This is a genomic window from Rhodococcus sp. P4_F5 (assembly GCF_056401315.1).
Map to the genome: position 1 here is coordinate 47,792 of NZ_JBFUJP010000034.1, position 15,847 is coordinate 63,638.

At 70.9% G+C, this 15,847-nt stretch carries 16 protein-coding genes and 1 riboswitch; of the genes, 12 read left to right on the forward strand and 4 right to left on the reverse strand.

Annotated features, from left to right (window positions below):
- The first annotated feature begins 124 nt into the window (after positions 1–124).
- From AC1DU4_RS15190 to AC1DU4_RS15205, 4 genes are all read left to right on the forward strand, one after another.
- On the forward strand, positions 125–1,972 hold the full coding sequence (locus tag AC1DU4_RS15190) for a galactan 5-O-arabinofuranosyltransferase (protein WP_477841174.1): 1,848 nt from the start codon (positions 125–127) through the stop codon (positions 1,970–1,972).
- A riboswitch (cobalamin riboswitch) is annotated at positions 1,972–2,158 on the forward strand. (Overlaps the previous gene by 1 nt.)
- 30 nt (positions 2,159–2,188) lie before the next feature.
- Positions 2,189–3,199, forward strand: a complete 1,011-nt coding sequence (locus AC1DU4_RS15195) for an ABC transporter substrate-binding protein (RefSeq protein ID WP_477841141.1) — start codon at positions 2,189–2,191, stop codon at positions 3,197–3,199.
- Complete coding sequence (locus AC1DU4_RS15200) at positions 3,196–4,254, forward strand: FecCD family ABC transporter permease (protein ID WP_477841143.1); 1,059 nt, start codon at positions 3,196–3,198, stop codon at positions 4,252–4,254. Before AC1DU4_RS15195 ends, AC1DU4_RS15200 begins: the two co-directional genes overlap by 4 nt.
- Positions 4,251–5,063: an ABC transporter ATP-binding protein gene (locus AC1DU4_RS15205; protein WP_477841145.1), complete on the forward strand. Its 813-nt coding sequence runs from the start codon at positions 4,251–4,253 to the stop codon at positions 5,061–5,063. The genes AC1DU4_RS15200 and AC1DU4_RS15205 overlap by 4 nt, the downstream gene beginning before the upstream one ends.
- A 43-nt stretch (positions 5,064–5,106) precedes the next feature.
- Here the strand turns inward: AC1DU4_RS15205 and AC1DU4_RS15210 are convergent, their stop codons facing one another.
- Positions 5,107–5,544 carry a DoxX family protein gene (locus tag AC1DU4_RS15210; protein ID WP_477841147.1) on the reverse strand — a complete coding sequence of 146 codons (438 nt, stop codon included), beginning with the start codon at positions 5,542–5,544 and terminating at the stop codon, positions 5,107–5,109.
- Between the two features lie 209 nt (positions 5,545–5,753).
- Here AC1DU4_RS15210 and AC1DU4_RS15215 point away from each other — a divergent pair, with 209 nt between their 5' ends.
- Positions 5,754–7,628, forward strand: a complete 1,875-nt coding sequence (locus AC1DU4_RS15215; protein ID WP_477841149.1) for a DEAD/DEAH box helicase — start codon at positions 5,754–5,756, stop codon at positions 7,626–7,628.
- Complete coding sequence (locus AC1DU4_RS15220; RefSeq protein WP_477841151.1) at positions 7,628–8,206, forward strand: hypothetical protein; 579 nt, start codon at positions 7,628–7,630, stop codon at positions 8,204–8,206. Before AC1DU4_RS15215 ends, AC1DU4_RS15220 begins: the two co-directional genes overlap by 1 nt.
- Positions 8,207–8,221: 15 nt before the next feature.
- Here AC1DU4_RS15220 and AC1DU4_RS15225 read toward each other — a convergent pair whose 3' ends face one another.
- The gene (locus AC1DU4_RS15225) at positions 8,222–8,692 is read right to left on the reverse strand and encodes a MarR family winged helix-turn-helix transcriptional regulator (protein WP_477841153.1); all 471 of its coding nucleotides are present in this window, start codon (positions 8,690–8,692) and stop codon (positions 8,222–8,224) included.
- 82 nt (positions 8,693–8,774) lie between these two features.
- On the opposite strand from AC1DU4_RS15225, the gene AC1DU4_RS15230 reads away from it, so the two are divergent.
- From AC1DU4_RS15230 to AC1DU4_RS15245, 4 genes are all read left to right on the forward strand, one after another.
- The gene (locus tag AC1DU4_RS15230) at positions 8,775–9,326 is read left to right on the forward strand and encodes a carboxymuconolactone decarboxylase family protein (RefSeq protein ID WP_477841155.1); all 552 of its coding nucleotides are present in this window, start codon (positions 8,775–8,777) and stop codon (positions 9,324–9,326) included.
- An 88-nt stretch (positions 9,327–9,414) separates the two neighbouring features.
- Positions 9,415–10,089: a TetR/AcrR family transcriptional regulator gene (locus AC1DU4_RS15235; protein WP_477841157.1), complete on the forward strand. Its 675-nt coding sequence runs from the start codon at positions 9,415–9,417 to the stop codon at positions 10,087–10,089.
- Positions 10,090–10,138: 49 nt separating this feature from the next.
- Positions 10,139–11,368 (forward strand): serine hydrolase domain-containing protein, encoded by a 1,230-nt coding sequence (locus AC1DU4_RS15240; RefSeq protein WP_477841159.1) that lies wholly within the window; start codon positions 10,139–10,141, stop codon positions 11,366–11,368.
- A 282-nt stretch (positions 11,369–11,650) separates the two neighbouring features.
- Positions 11,651–12,061 (forward strand): hypothetical protein, encoded by a 411-nt coding sequence (locus AC1DU4_RS15245; protein WP_477841161.1) that lies wholly within the window; start codon positions 11,651–11,653, stop codon positions 12,059–12,061.
- A 199-nt stretch (positions 12,062–12,260) separates the two neighbouring features.
- Here AC1DU4_RS15245 and AC1DU4_RS15250 read toward each other — a convergent pair whose 3' ends face one another.
- The gene (locus AC1DU4_RS15250; protein WP_477841163.1) at positions 12,261–12,857 is read right to left on the reverse strand and encodes a TIGR03086 family metal-binding protein; all 597 of its coding nucleotides are present in this window, start codon (positions 12,855–12,857) and stop codon (positions 12,261–12,263) included.
- 11 nt (positions 12,858–12,868) lie between these two features.
- Entirely contained in the window at positions 12,869–13,855 is a 987-nt protein-coding gene (locus tag AC1DU4_RS15255; protein ID WP_477841165.1) for a sigma-70 family RNA polymerase sigma factor, read from the reverse strand.
- A gap of 144 nt (positions 13,856–13,999) precedes the next feature.
- Here AC1DU4_RS15255 and AC1DU4_RS15260 point away from each other — a divergent pair, with 144 nt between their 5' ends.
- Entirely contained in the window at positions 14,000–14,791 is a 792-nt protein-coding gene (locus tag AC1DU4_RS15260) for an alpha/beta fold hydrolase (protein ID WP_477841167.1), read from the forward strand.
- Positions 14,792–14,860: 69 nt separating this feature from the next.
- Positions 14,861–15,847, forward strand: a 987-nt coding sequence (locus AC1DU4_RS15265) for a DUF222 domain-containing protein (RefSeq protein WP_477841169.1), incomplete at its 3' end; no start/stop codon positions are given.

The window sequence follows — 15,847 nt, forward strand, 5'->3', positions numbered from 1 at the left end:
ACTACCAGAAAGTCGCACAGGTGCGCAGCGCCTAAACTCTCGAGTCGTGACGACCACCGCCGCCAGCCCCGTCTCCCCCAGCCACGTCCAGCCCGCGCGCCGGGCCGCGTCCGCCGCCGGGGAGATGGTGCTGGCGGCGCTCGTTGCGGTGGTCGTCGCCGCCGTCGGACTGGTCGCCTTCTCGGCGGTCCAGTGGCCGGCGTTCAACTCCTCCAACGTCACCCGCGCGCTGACCACGGTCGGGCAGGTGCTCACGCTGTCGGTGCTGGCGCTGTCGGTGTGGCTGCTGCGCCGACGCCGCGCGGCCACCGTGGCGAAGGTGATGTCCTGGGCCGGGGTGTCCGGGTTCGTCACCGTCACCCTCGGCATGCCGCTGGCCGCCACCAAGCTGTACCTGCACGGCGTCTCGGTGGACCAGGAGTTCCGCACCGAGTTCCTCACCCGGATGACGGACACGGCGGCCCTGAAGGACATGACCTACGCAGACCTGCCGTCGTTCTACCCGGCCGGCTGGTTCTGGTTCGGCGGGCGGGTCGCGAACCTGCTCGGCATGGACGGCTGGGAGGCGTTCAAGCCGTACGCGATCGCGTCGCTCGCGGTGGCGTCGGTGATCGCACTCGTGTTGTGGTCCAGGCTGATCCGCGCCGACCTCGCCGTGCTGGCCACGGTCGCGACGACCGCGCTGACGGTCGGGTACGCCTCGCCCGAGGCGTACAGCGCGATCCTGGTGGTGCTGCTGCCGCCGGTGCTGCTGCTGGCGTGGGGCGGGCTCTACCGGCCCGGGGAGACCGGATCCGGCGGGTGGGGCGCCGTCGTGGGCACCGGACTGTTCCTCGGCCTCGCCGCCACCTTCTACACGCTCTACCTGGGCTACGCGGCCTTCGCGGTGACGGTGATGGCCCTGGTCGCGGCGGGCCTCGCGGTCCGCGCGCAGGGATCGTGGCGGGCGGCCCTCGGCCCGCTGGTGCGCCTGGCCGCGGCCGGAGTGATCTCCGGCCTGATCGCGCTGATCGTGTGGCTGCCGTTCCTCAGCGCGCTGCGCACCGGCACGCTGTCGGGCACCGGCTCCGCCACCCACTACCTGCCCGAGGCCGGCGCGGACCTGCCGCTGCCGATGTTCGACGGCGACCTGACCGGGGCGCTGTGCCTGCTCGGCACGGTGTGGCTGGCCGGTCGCGCCGCCTCGTCGCGGCGCGCGCAGGCGCTGGGCCTCGGCGTGGTCGCGGCGTACCTGTGGGTCCTGATGTCGATGGCGGCGACGGCGGTCGGCACCACCCTGCTGTCCTTCCGGCTCGAGCCGGTGCTCATCGTGTTGCTCGGCGCCGCAGGTGTTTTCGGCTTCGTCGACTTCGCCCGCTGGCTGATCCTCGCGACCAGCGAGAACCCCCGGGTCAAGGCCGCGGTGGTGGCGGTGGGCGCGCTCGGCGCGCTCGCGTTCGCCCAGTCCATCCCGCACCTGCTGGCGCCGGAGATCACCATCGCCTACACCGACACGGACGGCGACGGGGTGCGCGCGGACCAGCGTCCGCCGGGCGCCGCCGCCTACTACGCGGCGGTGGACGAGGCGATCCAGGCGCAGCGCCCCGGCCCGCGGTCCGACACCGTGGTGCTCACCGCCGACACCAGCTTCCTGAGCTTCTACCCGTATTTCGGGTTCCAGGGGCTCACCTCGCACTACGCAAACCCGTTGGCGCAGTTCGACAGGCGGGCCGCCTACATCGAGTCCTGGACGGAACTGCAGACCCCCGACGAGCTGATCGAGGCGATGGACGCGACCGGCCTGCGGGGCCCCGACACGTTCGTCTTCCGCCAGTCCGACGACGGGTACACCCTGCGCCTCGCGGAGGACGTGTACCCGAACGACCCGAACGTGCGCCGCTACACCGTGACGTTCCCGGAGAAGCTGTTCGAGGACCCGCGGTTCTCGGTCACCGAGGCCGGGCCTTTCGTGGTGGTCACCCGCGTCGGTTAGGGTCCACTTGTTGTCACGGTGTTCGGGAAGTCCGGTGTGAAACCGGCGCGGTACTCGCCACTGTGAGCAGGTACGTCGACCGCTTGGGGCTCGAGCTCCGACCACTGGGTGCGCAGGCATCTGGGAAGGTGCGGTCGCCGGTCATCCCTGCGAAGCCAGGAGACCGGCCGTGACGCAGCCCTGATGTTTTCCACGAGTCATGGAAGGCGGGTCGCTTTGCGCACCCTCGTTTCGTCGCGAGCTCGCTCGCGTATCTCCCCCCGGGTCATCTCCTCCGCGGCACTGTCGATCGCTGCCGCCCTCACCCTGTCCGCGTGTGGCGGGTCGTCGGACTCCGACGGCGACACCGCTGCGATCTCCCTGCAGAGCTGCGGTCGCACAGTCACCCTCGCCGGACCCGCCGAGCGCGGCGTCACCCTCAACCAGGGCGCCACCGAAACGGCGCTGTCGATCGGCGCCCAGGACCGGATGGCCGGCACGGCCTACCTCGACGACACCATCGCACCGCAGTGGGCCTCCGCCTACGCGCAGGTCCCGTCGCTCGACGAGAAGGACTACCCGAGCCGCGAGGCCCTGCTCGAGGTCAAGCCCGACCTGGTGCTCGCGTCGTACTCGAGCGCGTTCGACGACAAGGCCGTCGGCTCGCACGAGTCGTTCGACGCCCTCGGTGTCGCCACCTACGTCTCCCCGTTCGGCTGCAAGGACAAGTCGACCCGTCCCGCCGTGTCCTGGGATTCGATCGGCACCGAGGTCACCGACTACGGGACCCTGTTCGGCCGCGAGTCCGAGGCCGACGCCGTCGTCGCGCAGATGCGCGAGACCCTCAGCGGCATCGAGGCCGCGGCGCCCGCGAAGGGCAAGAGCATCTTCTGGTACGACAGCAACACCGACACCCCGTACGTCGGCGGCAACGCCGGCGGACCTCAGCTGATCATCGATGCGGTCGGCGGGACCAACGTCTTCGCGAACGCCGACGGCGCGTGGCTCGACGGCAGCTGGGAGACGGTGCTGGCCGCGAATCCCGACGTCATCGTCCTCGCCGACGCGTCGTGGGACACGGCCGAGGAGAAGAAGAACTACATGCGGAGCGACCCGGCCCTGAAGGACCTGAAGGCCGTGCGGGACGACGCGTTCGTCGTGGTCCCGTTCTCGGCGAGCACGCCGGGACCGCGCACCATCGAGGGCGCGAGCCTGGTCGCCGAGCAGCTGGGCGGCAACGGGGCATGAGTCCGACGACCCGGGTGCCGGCCCGGGTAGCCGCGGCGACCAGCACCGGCTGGTCGGTGATCCTGGTCGCGCTGCTCGTGGTGAGCTGCGCGGCCGGGGTCGCGATCGGCGCGGCCGACCTGTCGATCGGCACAGTCGTCGAGTCGATCGCCGGACGCCTCGGCATCGGCCCGGGCACTGACCTGCTCACCACCCACATCGTCGTGGACCTGCGGATGCCACGGGTACTGGCGGCCGCGGCGATCGGCGCGGGACTCGCCCTGTGCGGCGCGGTGCTGCAGTCGCTGACCGGCAACCAGCTGGCCGACCCCTACCTGCTCGGCATGTCCGGGGGCGCGTCGTTGGGTGCGGTCCTGGCGTTGACGACCGGCGCGAGTGCGGTGGGCGCCTTGGGATTCGGCGCCGTCTCGTCCGCAGCATTCCTCGGTGCCCTCGGGAGCCTGCTGCTGGTGTTCGTCATCGCGACGTCCCGGTCCGGGGCGCTGCTGCCCGGTCGACTCGTCCTCGCCGGTATCGCGGTGGGGCAGTTGGCCGCGGCGCTGACGTCGGCGTTGGTGCTGTTCGGCGACCGCGACTCCGCCCACCGGGTGCTGAACTGGACTCTCGGCTCGGTGGCCGGCGTGCGCTGGTCGGGTCTGGTCGGCATCCTCGTCGTCGTCGCCGCGACGATGACGATCTTCCTGGCCTACAGCCGGGTACTGGACTCGTTCGCGTTCGGTGAGCGTGCCGCCGCGAGCCTCGGCACCAACGTCGAGCGGTCGCGTTGGGTGCTGTACGTGGTGGCGTCGCTGTGCACGGCGGCGCTGGTGGCGCAGGCCGGCATCATCGGCTTCGTCGGACTCGTGGTGCCGCACGCGGCCCGGATGCTCGTCGGGCCGCTGCACGCGCGCCTGCTCCCGGTGGTCGCTCTGGTGGGCGCCCTGTTGCTGGTGTGGGCCGACATCGCCGCCCGCACGGTCATGCCCGGGCGGGAACTGCCCATCAGCATCGTCACCGCCGTCGTCGGGGTGCCGGCGTTCGTGTGGCTGCTCCGACGACGGGGAGCCACCTCATGAGCCACCACTCCCCCGAGATCCGCGTCGAGGACGTCACCTGGTCGGCAGGAGGCACACGGATCCTCGACCGCGTGACGTGCTCGGCTCCGGAAAAGCGGGTCACAGGACTGATCGGACCGAACGGGTCGGGCAAGACGTCGCTGCTGTCGACGATCGCCCGACTCGAACGTCCGGACAGCGGACGGGTGCTACTCGGCGACGTCGCGACGACCACGATGCAACGCCGGGAGTTCGCCCGCACCGTCGCACTGGTGGAACAGCATTCGGCCACCGAACTGGACCTGACGGTGGAACAGATCGTCGAACTCGGCGCCATCCCGCACCGCGGCGGCTGGGCCCGACCCGCCGCACACGGCACGGGCGAACTGGTCACCGACTGCCTCGCGACGGCCGGCATCACCCATCTGCGACACCGGTTGTGGCAGAGCCTGTCCGGCGGCGAGAAGCAGAAGACACAGCTGGCCCGGGCATTCGCGCAGCGCCCCTGTGTGCTGCTGCTCGACGAACCCACCAACCACCTCGACGTCTCGGCGTCGCTGGAACTGCTCGAACTGATCCGGGCCCGTGGGCTCACGACGGTGGCCGCGATGCACGACCTGAACCTGGCCGCGATGTACTGCGATCACCTCGTGGTGCTGCGCGACGGCCAGGTCGTCACCGAGGGCCCGACGGAGTCGGTACTCACCGCCGAACTGCTGGCGGACGTCTACGGCCTCGACGCCCTGGTGCAACCCCATCCACGAACGGGACGTCCGATGGTGGTGCTGTGCGGGGCGGCCGAAGGCGCCGACGCGCTCGTGCGCGGTTGACGGGGCTCTCTGGACACCGCGCACGAGCGGCGGAGCTGTCTGACTAGCCGCGCAGCAGCGGCATGACCGAGCGGACCCGGGCGTCGCGCAGGTACAGCCCGCCCCACACCAGGATTCCGGTGTAGATCGGGAACAGCGTGGTGCTGACGATCGGCTGCTCGGTGAGCAGGTTCGTCGCCACTGCCCCGCCGAGGTACCCCGTCAGCAGCACCGCACCGAGCATCGCGGTGACCGGCGCGAGGTACAGCGCCAGGCACATCAGCAGCACGACGCCGAAGACCCGGTTCAGCCCGGGATCGAAGCCGAGGTCCGCCATCGCGGTGCGCACCTGCTCCACGTTCGCAATGTGGGTGACCGAGTCGAACAGCAGGAAGACCACGACCAGGCCGGTGGCGATCCGACCGGCAAGGCGCTGCCGCGGCGTGACGGCGTCGGCCGTCGTGGCGGCCGGGCCGGACGTGGTGTTCGGGGTGATGGTCATGGCGGGCTCCGTCTCGTCCTCGTGGGCCTCACGCGGGGTGCGGGGGCGCATACCAGGTAGACCCGTACGGCCCCCGGAACTCATCGCCGCCGCGTCAGAGACGCACCGATCCGGGATCCGTCAATGTCGGGAAAACCACACCTGATCTGCGGCTTCTGACCTACTTCTCGTTGGCGGTGGAGCTCCCCGGACCGCTACCCTCGGCGGACATGAGCGAGTCGAGTGCGGACCCCGGGCGCCTGCAGGCCACCTTCGTGCCCGCCCTCGCGACCCTTGCATGGTGGGGCGTCGCGGACGTCGAGTCGGCGCTGACCGCTCTCGGCCTCCCTGCGGGGACCGCGAGCACGTGCCGGCTGGCGGTCCCGGTCGACGGCGCCACGGTCGCGCCGCGGACGGTGGCGGTTCGGGCGGCGGACCTGACCGACGTGCTGCCCGCGCTGCGGCGCCTGGCCGCCGGTCCCGACGAGGTGGGCGCGTCGGTGTGGGCGTGGCACCGGGCCGCGCTGCGGGTCGACGAGGGCGACGACGCCGCGGCCTGGGCGGCTCTGGCGGGGTCGATGCCCACCGCCGCGCATGCCTGCCTGCGCGCGGACGAGACCGCGATCGGGACGGCGGCGTCCACGCTGCGGCAGTTCGCCGACGCGGCCGGCACCGGCCGCGAGCTGGCCGCCGCAGGCATCCGGGCGACGTTGCGGCCCTATCAGATTCACGGCGTCACCTGGCTGCGCGCGCTGGCCGGCGAGGGCGGCGGCATCCTCGCCGACGAGATGGGGCTGGGGAAGACGCTGCAGGCCATCTCGTTGCTGGCCACCCGCGCGGGGTCCGGGCCGCACCTGGTGGTGTGCCCGACCTCGGTGATCGGCAACTGGCGACGCGAGCTGGACCGCTTCGCACCCGACCTGCCGGTGGTGGTGCACCACGGCGCGAGCCGCGAGCTGCCGGCGACCGGGCCGGACGCCGCGGTGGTGCTCACCAGCTACAGCGTCCTGCGCACCGACGCGGACGAGCTGACCGCCGTCGCGTGGGATTGCGTGGTGTTCGACGAGGCCCAGCAGATCAAGAACCCGACGTCGCTGGCCGCCAAGGCCGCCGCCCGACTGCCTGCGACGCTGAAGGTCGCGATGACCGGCACCCCGGTCGAGAACCGGCTCGAGGAGCTGTGGTCGCTCTTCCACGTCACCAACCCGGCCGTGCTCGGCACCCGGGCGCGGTTCCGGCAGCGGTTCGCGACGCCCGTCGAGTCGGGCCGCTCACGCACCGCCGCGGAGCGACTCGCCACCGTCATCGAGCCGTACGTGTTGCGCCGCACCAAGTCCCAGGTCGCGACCGAGCTGCCGCCGAAACAGTTCTCGACGGTGGCGTGCACGCTGACCGGCGAGCAGACCCGGCTGTACCGCGCCGCCGTCGCGGACGCGTTCGCCTCCGGCCTGGGCAGCGGCATCGCCCGGCGCGGCAACGTCCTGGCCCTGCTGACGACGCTCAAGCAGGTGTGCAACCACCCGGCGCAGGTCGGCCCCGGCGACGGCGGGCTGGTCGGGCGGTCCGGAAAGTTCGACCGCGCAACGGAAATGCTCGCGGAGATCGTCGCGGACGGCGACCGTGCGCTGGTGTTCACCCAGTACCGCGGGATGGGCGAACTGCTGTCGACACACCTGACCGCCGAGCTGGGCGCGGGGACGATCCCGTTCCTGCACGGCGGCCTGAGCGTGGAGCGGCGCGACCAGCTGGTCGACGACTTCCAGACCGGGCCGGACGCGGCGCCCGTCCTGATCCTCAGCCTGCGAGCGGCCGGGTTCGGGCTCAACCTGACCAGGGCCAGCCATGTGCTGCACTACGACCGGTGGTGGAACCCGGCCGTGGAGGCCCAGGCCACCGACCGGGCGCACCGGATCGGCCAGCGGCGGACCGTCAACGTGTACACCCTCGTCACCGGAGGCACCATCGAGGACCACATCGCCACCATGCACGAGTCGAAACGCGCTCTGGCCGAGTCGGTCACGGGGAACGCCGAGGCGGCGCTGGCCGAACTCCCCGACACCGAGCTGCGCGCCCTGCTCGACCTCGACGCGATCGGCGTCTGCTGATGAGCACGGATTTCGGGGTGACCGAGTGGGGCCGGGCGTGGTTGCGGACCGTCGAGTCGACGGCCGTGGCCGCCCCGAATCCGGCTCTCCCCCAAGCGCGTTCTCTCGCACGCAACGGGGCGGTGCACCTGGCGACGGTCGGGGCGGGGCGGATCCTGGCCGAGGTGACCGTCCGCGGCAAGACCTTCCCGGTGGCCCTGGAGGTGCCGGTGTGGACGAAGAAGGACGCCGGCGCCGTGCGGCGGCTGCTCGACCGCGCCGGCGCCCAGGACCGTCGGGTGACCGCCGGCGAACTGCCCGACGCCCTGGTCGCCGACCTGCTGGCCAGGGACATCGCGGTGGCGCCCCCGATCGCCGAGCACGCGGCGACCTGCGGGTGCACCGGCCGCCGGCGCCCGTGCGTGCACCACCTCGCGGTGCTGTACGGCCTGGTCCGGAAGGTCGACGAGGAACCGGCGGTCGCGGTCGCGCTGCGGGAGAGCCGCCGCACCGGCCGCAGCTCCGCCGGGACGGCCGGCCCGAAATCGGACTGGATCGCCCTGGCCGAGATCGACGCGGCCGGGTTCTACGGGGCCTGAGCGTGCCGTCGGCCCCTAGCCGCCGAACCAGGCCTGCGCGTCGAGCCGAAGGCCCTGCCCGCCGGTGACGGTGCGCAGGTCGGACTCGAGCGCACGCAGTCGGTCCGTCCCGATTGCCGACGCCCATTCGGACTGCAGCTCGTCGAAGATGACGGCGGAGCGGCGCAGGCTGTCCAACCCGCGCTCGGTGAGGACCGCCGTCTTGGCGCGCGCATCGGACGGATCAGGTTGCCGGGAAACGTATCCCATCGCCTCCAGTCGGTCGACGGTCTTGCCCGCGGCCTGCTTGGAGACACCGAGCCGACGCCCCACCTCGCTGGCGCTGGCGCCCTCGACGCCGATGGCCTGCATCGCGAATCCGTGAGCCGGCCGCATCTCCGGATGCCCCTGCGCGGCGAGCCGACGATGCGTCTCGTCGATCAACGACCGGAACCCGGAGAACAGCAGGAGTGGCAGCTCGTAGCCCGGGCTCTCACGCTCACTCATTCGGCACCCCTTGCGCCATATCGACAACCAGGTTTACTGTTTTGGACAACCACATTGTCTATCTTATCCGAAGGAATCCCCCATGACCTTCACCGCACACACCGCCGAAACCGCCCCCGCCGCCGCCCGGCCGATCATGGCGGCGATCGAGCAGCAGTTCGGGTTCCTGCCCGCCGCGAGCGCGTTGATGGCCGAGTCGCCGGAGCTGATGCAGGCGTTCGCCCGCGCAAACGCCTTGTTCGAGCGCAGCACGCTGACCCACCTCGAACGGGAGGTGGTGGTCTTCGCGATCGCAACCCGAAACGAGTGCCACCTCTGCGTCGCCCTGCACTCGGCCGGCCTCACCCGCGACGGGGCCTCGCCCGAGCTCACCGCCGCGCTGCGCGAGCGTCGGCCGCTCGACGAACCTCGGCTCGAGGCGCTGCGACAGTTCACCCTGGCCGTGCTCGACAACGCGGGCGCGGTGGACGACGCCCGGATGCGTGCCTTCCTCGACGTCGGCTTCGGGCCCAGGCAGGCACTCGAGGTCGTGCTCGGCGTCGGCACGTACACCCTGTCCACCTTCGCCAACCGGATGACGGGCGCGCCACTGGACGAGCCGTTCGCCCGGTTCGCCTGGGACGGCGCCGCGTAGCCCCATTTCACCGATTCGCCCCCGCGGGCGCACCCGGCTTGTCATCATTGATGACAACACTGATGACAGATTCGGGACGGGGTGCACGATGGCCGACGACGGTTCGCGTCGCGCGATCCGGCTGACRCCGGAAATCATCGTGGAGGCGGCGGTGCGGATTGCCGCACGGGGCCGCCCCGACGGGCTGACCGGGCGCGCACTCGGCGAGGAACTGGGAGTGGACCGGTCTGCGGTGTGGCGCCATTTCTCCGACAAGGACGCGCTCCTGCGAGCCGTCGGCGACCGGCTGCTCACGATGGCCCGCGACCGCGTCCCGACCGGGCTCGGGCCGAAACAGCGCATGGAGCACCTCGCGCACGCGGTGGTCGCGGTGTTCACCGAGCACCCCTACGTGGGCGCCGCGGTAGCACCGCGCACCACCCGGGGCCCGGGCGAGTTCGCCCTCGTCGAGACGATGCTCACCTCGCTCGCCGAGCTCGGCCTCGGCGACGCGGATGTCGTTCGCTACCAACGGATGCTGGCCGACAGCGTATTGGCATTTGCCGGCATGCAGGCCGGCTGGGCGGTACTGCCGGAGACAATTCGGGACGCCGACGAGCGCGCCTGGCTCAGCGAGTACGCGGGCGCGGACCCTGCCCGCTACCCGGCTATCGCCTCGTCCGCTCGCGCCCTGGCCGAGGTGAGCCCGGACATGGTGCTCGACACCATGATCGAGGCGTTCTGGGCCGCCGTCGACACCCGCGCCCGGGCCACCGCCGGATGACCGCCACTACCCGCGACCGACCGCACCGGAGATCGAGGAACACCCGCGCATGACCGAGTCCAGCACCGCTACCGACGCCCGCCCCACCTCCGAGCAGCCGAGTTCCGACAGGCCGACCCGTCGCAGGCGAATCCTGACCCGGACGGCAATCGCGGTCCCGCTGACCCTCGCGGTGCTGATCGCCGGGTCCTACGCCGCGACCGCCGCGCTCGACATCCCCGCGCCGCCCACTCTGGCCCGGCTGCTCACCGCTGCGCCGTCGACCCAGGGGTCGCTCTACCCGGCCCGGTCCGTGCCCGCCACCGACCCGCGACCGCTGCCCGTGCACGAGGCCACACTGCCCGGGGCGGTGCCGTGGAAGGGCAAACAGATCCCGGTCGCCGAATTCCTCGACACCACCGAGACGAACGCCTTCCTGGTGCTGCGCGACGGCGCGCTCACCCACGAGTGGTACCGCGACGGGGTCGAGCCCACGACCCGGCTGGCGTCCTGGTCGATGGCGAAGTCGGTGGTCTCGCTGCTGATCGGCCGGGCGATCGACGCCGGCAAACTGAGCGAGGACGACCGACTGGTCGACGTGCTGCCGGAGCTGGCCGGAGGCGGCGAGTACGACGACATCACGGTGCGGAACCTGCTGGACATGACATCGGGCGCCGACGTGTCGGAGAACTACAACCCGTACTTCCCCCTCACCGGCACCGCCCGGATGTACCTCACGGGTGACCTCGACGCGTTCGTCCGCGACCACCGCAGTGTGCAGTTCACGCCCGGCAGCAGGGGCGACTACCGCAGCGTCGACACCCAACTCCTCGGCCAGGTGCTCGCCCGCGTCGAGGGCAGGCCGCTGACCGACCTGCTCACCCACGACCTGTGGGGCCCGATCGGCGCGGAAGACGACGCGACCTGGAACCTCGACCGCGACGGCGGACAGGTGAAGGCGTTCTGCTGCATCAACGCCACCGCCCGCGACTTCGCGAAGGTCGGGCAGCTCGTCCTCGACGGCGGCCGCGTCGGCGACACGCAAGTCGTTCCGGCGGCGTGGATCTCGCGGATCAGCACCCCCGCCCAGCACCCGGTGTCCAAGTGGGGCTACTCGGCGCAGTGGTGGCACCCCACCGGCGGTGACGGCGCCGACCTCTCCGCGGTCGGGGTGTACGGCCAGTACACCTACGTGGACCCGACCACCCGCACCGTCATCGTCAAGCTCAGCGACTACGGGACCGAACAGGACGAACAGGAGACGTTCGAGGTGTTGCGGGCGATCGCGGCGGCGCGTTAATTCGGAAGATCGAAACTCGGTAGGGGTCAGATCACAGCGCTCGTGATCGTCCTCGGGGTCGGTACCTACACGATGTCGACCGTCGCCAACCGAATGACGGGAGCTCCGCTGGACGAGCTGTTCGCGCGGGAGGGCCCAGCGTGGTGGTCCCCGGTGAGTCGTGGGAGTAGTCGGTCGTCAAAGTCGAGTAGTGCGGTACTCGGATCGCCGAGCACAACGGGCTCGAGGATTGATTCGTACCCGCCGTTTGGCGCGGACCTTCGAGAAGCATGGGGATCAGTCATGAAGAAGTCACTACGTGCGGTGGTCATCGCAGGCATGTCGGTACCGATCCTGCTCCTCACCGGCGTGACGCCCGCCCAGGCGGCGACCTTCGACCTGGTCGGCGGCCGGGAAAGGGTGAAGGTCGTCATTCCCGCCAACGCCCTCCTCGGACACTGCAACGTCCACGTGGACAACCAGTTCGTCGGTGGTCTCGAGGTGCAGGCCAACAACCCGGTAGCCGGGGTCTACCGGGCCGCCCCAGGGAACCGATCGATACTGCTGGTGTGCGCTCCACCCGGCGGCATATTCCAGAGTTACGGACCCAAACTCGTTGCAGTCGCCCCCGCCGACCCGGTGCCCGACTTCGTCGACCAGGTCCTCGTCGGGGTGGGCCTGGGCGCCCTGGCCTCGGATCCGACCCTGAGATAGCCGGCCCCGGTTGGCCCTCTCAGTACGAACGGTCGAGGTCCATCTGTACCGGCTCACCAAGAAGCTCGGCCCGGGTGGCCGAGAAGACTTCGGGGCGCACGTTCCGCATCCCGACTGATCGCTTCCGCCGACAACTGGCATCCTTCGCCACCCGAAGCAGCACCGGAACCGAACTGACGGCGCACATGCCGATCGGCGCCTAGCCGGCCTGGCGCGCTCGACCGCCGCTCGGATCCCGGCCCAGGAACGCCAGCAACCGGTCCCCCGGGCCAGCCTCTCCCGCCGGCTCGACCGGTCGGCCGAAGCGCGCCGGCCGGTCCGCATCGGTGACGAACAACGCTGCACAGGTGAGCAATTCATCTGCCAGAGCGGCCGGAATCGGTCGGGGGTGCCCGCACGCCACGGACACGTCCCACCCGTGCACCGCGACCTCGAGCGCCCCCGCGGAGGGCACGATGTCCGACAGCACCTGCACCTCACCGATCCGGATGGGAGCGGGATCGGCTGACCCGGTCCACGAGCCGAGCAGGTGGCAAGCCCGATCCCGCAGGGCGGCAACGGGATCGGATGAGATGGGCGGACCCTCGTCCGGCACGAGCGCCACCACCCGGTCGTCGACGGCCTCCTGCAACGCCTCGAGCGCGTCGTTCATGTGCGCCAACAACTCCCGCAGATTCCATTCTCTGCACGGCGTCGGGGCCGACATGTCCTGCGCCGTCACCAGTTGCAGGCTGCCGAGCGCGTAACTGATCGCCCGCTCGAGGAGCGCAACCGGATCGGCGACCGGCCAGGCCACCCGGCTCCCCGTCACGACCCCGCCGGCAGGACCGCCGGCAGACCGAACTTCTCGAACAGCGAAGTGTCGAAGAACGCCGTCACGTGTCCGATCCCGGACGGGCCGAGCGAGACCACCTGCAGCTGGAACGCGGGGTAGCTGCCGTCGACGTCGCGCATGTACATCGCGAACGCCGGCTGGCCGTTCGACACCGTCGAGATCAGCTTCATGTCGCCGGGACCCTTTGCCGGGCAGTTGTTCTCGATGAGCGTCCGGATCGCGGCCGGACCCTGGTACCAGCCGACGAACGGCGGCATCTCCCAGACTGCGTCCTGGGTGAACAGCTCCTTCAGCGCGGCCATGTCGTACCGCTCGAATGCCGACATGTACCGGTCGAGCAGCTCGCGCTGATCGGGCCCGACCGGTTCCTGCACGGCGTCCTCGGTAGGCGCCGCCCGGTCGATCTGCGCGCGGGCCCGTTGCAGCGCGCTGTTCACCCCCGCGGTGGTGGTCCCGAGCAGCTCGGCGACGTCGGCCGCCGGCCAGGCCAGCACCTCGCGCAGGATCAGCACCGCGCGCTGCTTCGGCGGCAGGTGCTGCAGCGCGGCGATCAGGGCGAGGCGGATGGTCTCCTTGGAGGTCGCGGCCACCGCCGGGTCGTTCGAGGACAGGTCGACCAGGGTGTCCGGAATCGGTTCGAGCCACGGCACCTCGTCCTGGGTGACGAGGTCGTCGGCCGGGTCGGAGCTCGGTGCGCCCAGCCCCGTGGGCAGCGGGCGCCGGCCCTTGCTCTCGAGCGCGGTGAGGCAGGTGGTCGTCGCGATCCGGTACAGCCAGGTACGCAGCGACGAGCGGCCTTCGAACTTCTCGTAGGCGCGCCACGCCTTCAGGTAGGTCTCCTGCACCAGGTCCTCCGCGTCGTGCACCGACCCGGACATCCGGTAACAGTGCGCGAGCAGCTCACGCCGGTACGGCTCCGCCAACGGTGCAAAGTCCCCACGAACCGCGCTCTCAGTCATGGCGCACACATTTCCTTGGATTCCCATGCAGGTACAGACCCTCGGCGAATTCGAAACTCATCGGTGATCGATGGATTCACCGGCACCCGATGGTCTGTACTGGGAAGAGACCTCCGATCCGTCCACCCCGGGAAGGGGAAGGTCATGGCCGCAGTCACCTCCCACCAGGTCAGCTCCGCCGACGGCACCGTCATCGCGTACGAGCGTTGCGGCGACGGCCCACCTGCACTGATCGTCGGCGGCGCGTTCAACGACCGGCGGACGGCCGGCCCGCTGGCCGCGGCGCTCGCGTCGGAGTTCACCACCATCGCCTACGACCGACGCGGACGCGGGTCGAGCGGCGACACCGCGCCGTACGCGCCGGAACGCGAGATCGAGGACCTGGCCGCGATCCTCGACGACATCGGCCGGCCGACGCACGTCTACGGCCTGTCCTCCGGCGCGGTGCTGGCCCTCGAGGCCGCCGCGGCGGGACTGCCGGTCGCGCGGCTCGCCGTGTTCGAGCCGCCGTACTCCGACGGCCCGCGGACGTCAGACGACTACCTCACCCGGCTCGCCGAGCTCACCGCGACGGGGCGACGCGGCGACGCCGTGGAACTGTTCATGACCGAGGCGGTCGGGGTCCCGGCCGAGGCGGTCCCGTCGATCAGGCAGTCGCCGGCCTGGGTGCCGATGAAGGCGATCGCGCACACCCTGCTCTACGACGCGCTGGTGGTCGAGAGCGGCGCCATGCCGCGCGAGCGGCTTGCGACGATCTCCGTCCCGACCCTGGCGCTGGCCAGCGCCGGGAGTCCGCCCTGGCTGCGCGAGGCCGCCGCGGCGGTCGCCGAGGTGGTTCCCGGCGCGGGACTGGGCATCGTCGACGGGGGCTTCCACGACGTGACGCCCGAGGTCCTGGCGCCCGTGCTGTCCGAGTTCTTCGGTGCCGGGCACTGAGGCAACTCAGGCCGTTCACCAGGCGAAACATCATTGTCATCGAATGTGCGTGCGAGTAAAATTTGATGTATGAAACTCGACGCCATGCTCACCGACCCCGCCGGGGTCGAGGCATGGCGACTCGACGAAACCGAACTCGCTTCGGCGGTCCCGGAGTTGTCGGAGAAGATCCTCGAACTCGAAGCCCTCCGCGTCCGGTTGGTGCACGAGGCCGACCAGAGATGCGTGCCCAATCATGTCGGTGCCGCGGACACCGCGTCCTGGCTCGCCGACGCCACCCACATGACCGCCGGGCAGGCGGGCAGGATCGTCCGACTCGGCCGCGAACTACCGCTGCACCCGCAGATGGCCGCCGCGCTCGACGCCGGACGGATCGAACTCGGCCACGTCCAGGTGATCGTCAACTTCCTCGCCAGACTCGACAAACTCACCGTCGACCAGCCGGCCGAGCCGGTGGAGACCGACTGGGCCCACCCCGACCCCGAAACCGGACGCCCCGACGACTGCCAGGCCTACCTCCTCATCGCCGCGCACCTCGAGAACCTCACCGTCCTGCGCCGACGCGCACGCGCGTTGGAACTCCTCCTGCAACTCGACGGGACCGTCCCACCCGACGGGGAGAACCCCGAACTCAACGAGTTCCACGCCTCCAGCACCCTCGGCGGGCGGGTGCACGTGACAGGCAGCTTCGACGCCGAGTCCGGCGAAGCCCTCCAAACCGCGTTGTCAGGCCTGTCGAAGCCGCACCCGAGCACCGACGAGCATGGCCACCCGATCCGCGACCCTCGCTCCGCCGCCAAACGCCGCGCCGACGCCCTCGAACAGATCATCCGCGGACACCTCGACAACGCTCGCGGACCGATGGAGGGCGGCGAGCGACCGCACGTCACCGTGACCATCGACGTCGATGCCTTGAGAGACGCGGTCTCAGCGACCGCACCCACACCCGCGACCGGGGCCTGGTCCGGAAACGACTGGGACTACCACTCCGACAACGCAACCGGCCCAGTCGGCGCCGGACGCTACGACGGCTGTTCAGACGTCCGGCCGCCGCGG

Coding starts and splice junctions, on each gene's coding strand:
- AC1DU4_RS15190 (WP_477841174.1), top strand. CDS start 125: ATGGTGCTGGCGGCGCTCGTTGCGGTGGTCGTCGCCGCCGTCGGACTG.
- AC1DU4_RS15200 (WP_477841143.1), top strand. CDS start 3,196: ATGAGTCCGACGACCCGGGTGCCGGCCCGGGTAGCCGCGGCGACCAGC.
- AC1DU4_RS15205 (WP_477841145.1), top strand. CDS start 4,251: ATGAGCCACCACTCCCCCGAGATCCGCGTCGAGGACGTCACCTGGTCG.
- AC1DU4_RS15210 (WP_477841147.1), bottom strand. CDS start 5,544: ATGACCATCACCCCGAACACCACGTCCGGCCCGGCCGCCACGACGGCC.
- AC1DU4_RS15215 (WP_477841149.1), top strand. CDS start 5,754: ATGAGCGAGTCGAGTGCGGACCCCGGGCGCCTGCAGGCCACCTTCGTG.
- AC1DU4_RS15220 (WP_477841151.1), top strand. CDS start 7,628: ATGAGCACGGATTTCGGGGTGACCGAGTGGGGCCGGGCGTGGTTGCGG.
- AC1DU4_RS15225 (WP_477841153.1), bottom strand. CDS start 8,692: ATGAGTGAGCGTGAGAGCCCGGGCTACGAGCTGCCACTCCTGCTGTTC.
- AC1DU4_RS15230 (WP_477841155.1), top strand. CDS start 8,775: ATGACCTTCACCGCACACACCGCCGAAACCGCCCCCGCCGCCGCCCGG.
- AC1DU4_RS15240 (WP_477841159.1), top strand. CDS start 10,139: ATGACCGAGTCCAGCACCGCTACCGACGCCCGCCCCACCTCCGAGCAG.
- AC1DU4_RS15245 (WP_477841161.1), top strand. CDS start 11,651: ATGAAGAAGTCACTACGTGCGGTGGTCATCGCAGGCATGTCGGTACCG.
- AC1DU4_RS15255 (WP_477841165.1), bottom strand. CDS start 13,855: ATGACTGAGAGCGCGGTTCGTGGGGACTTTGCACCGTTGGCGGAGCCG.
- AC1DU4_RS15260 (WP_477841167.1), top strand. CDS start 14,000: ATGGCCGCAGTCACCTCCCACCAGGTCAGCTCCGCCGACGGCACCGTC.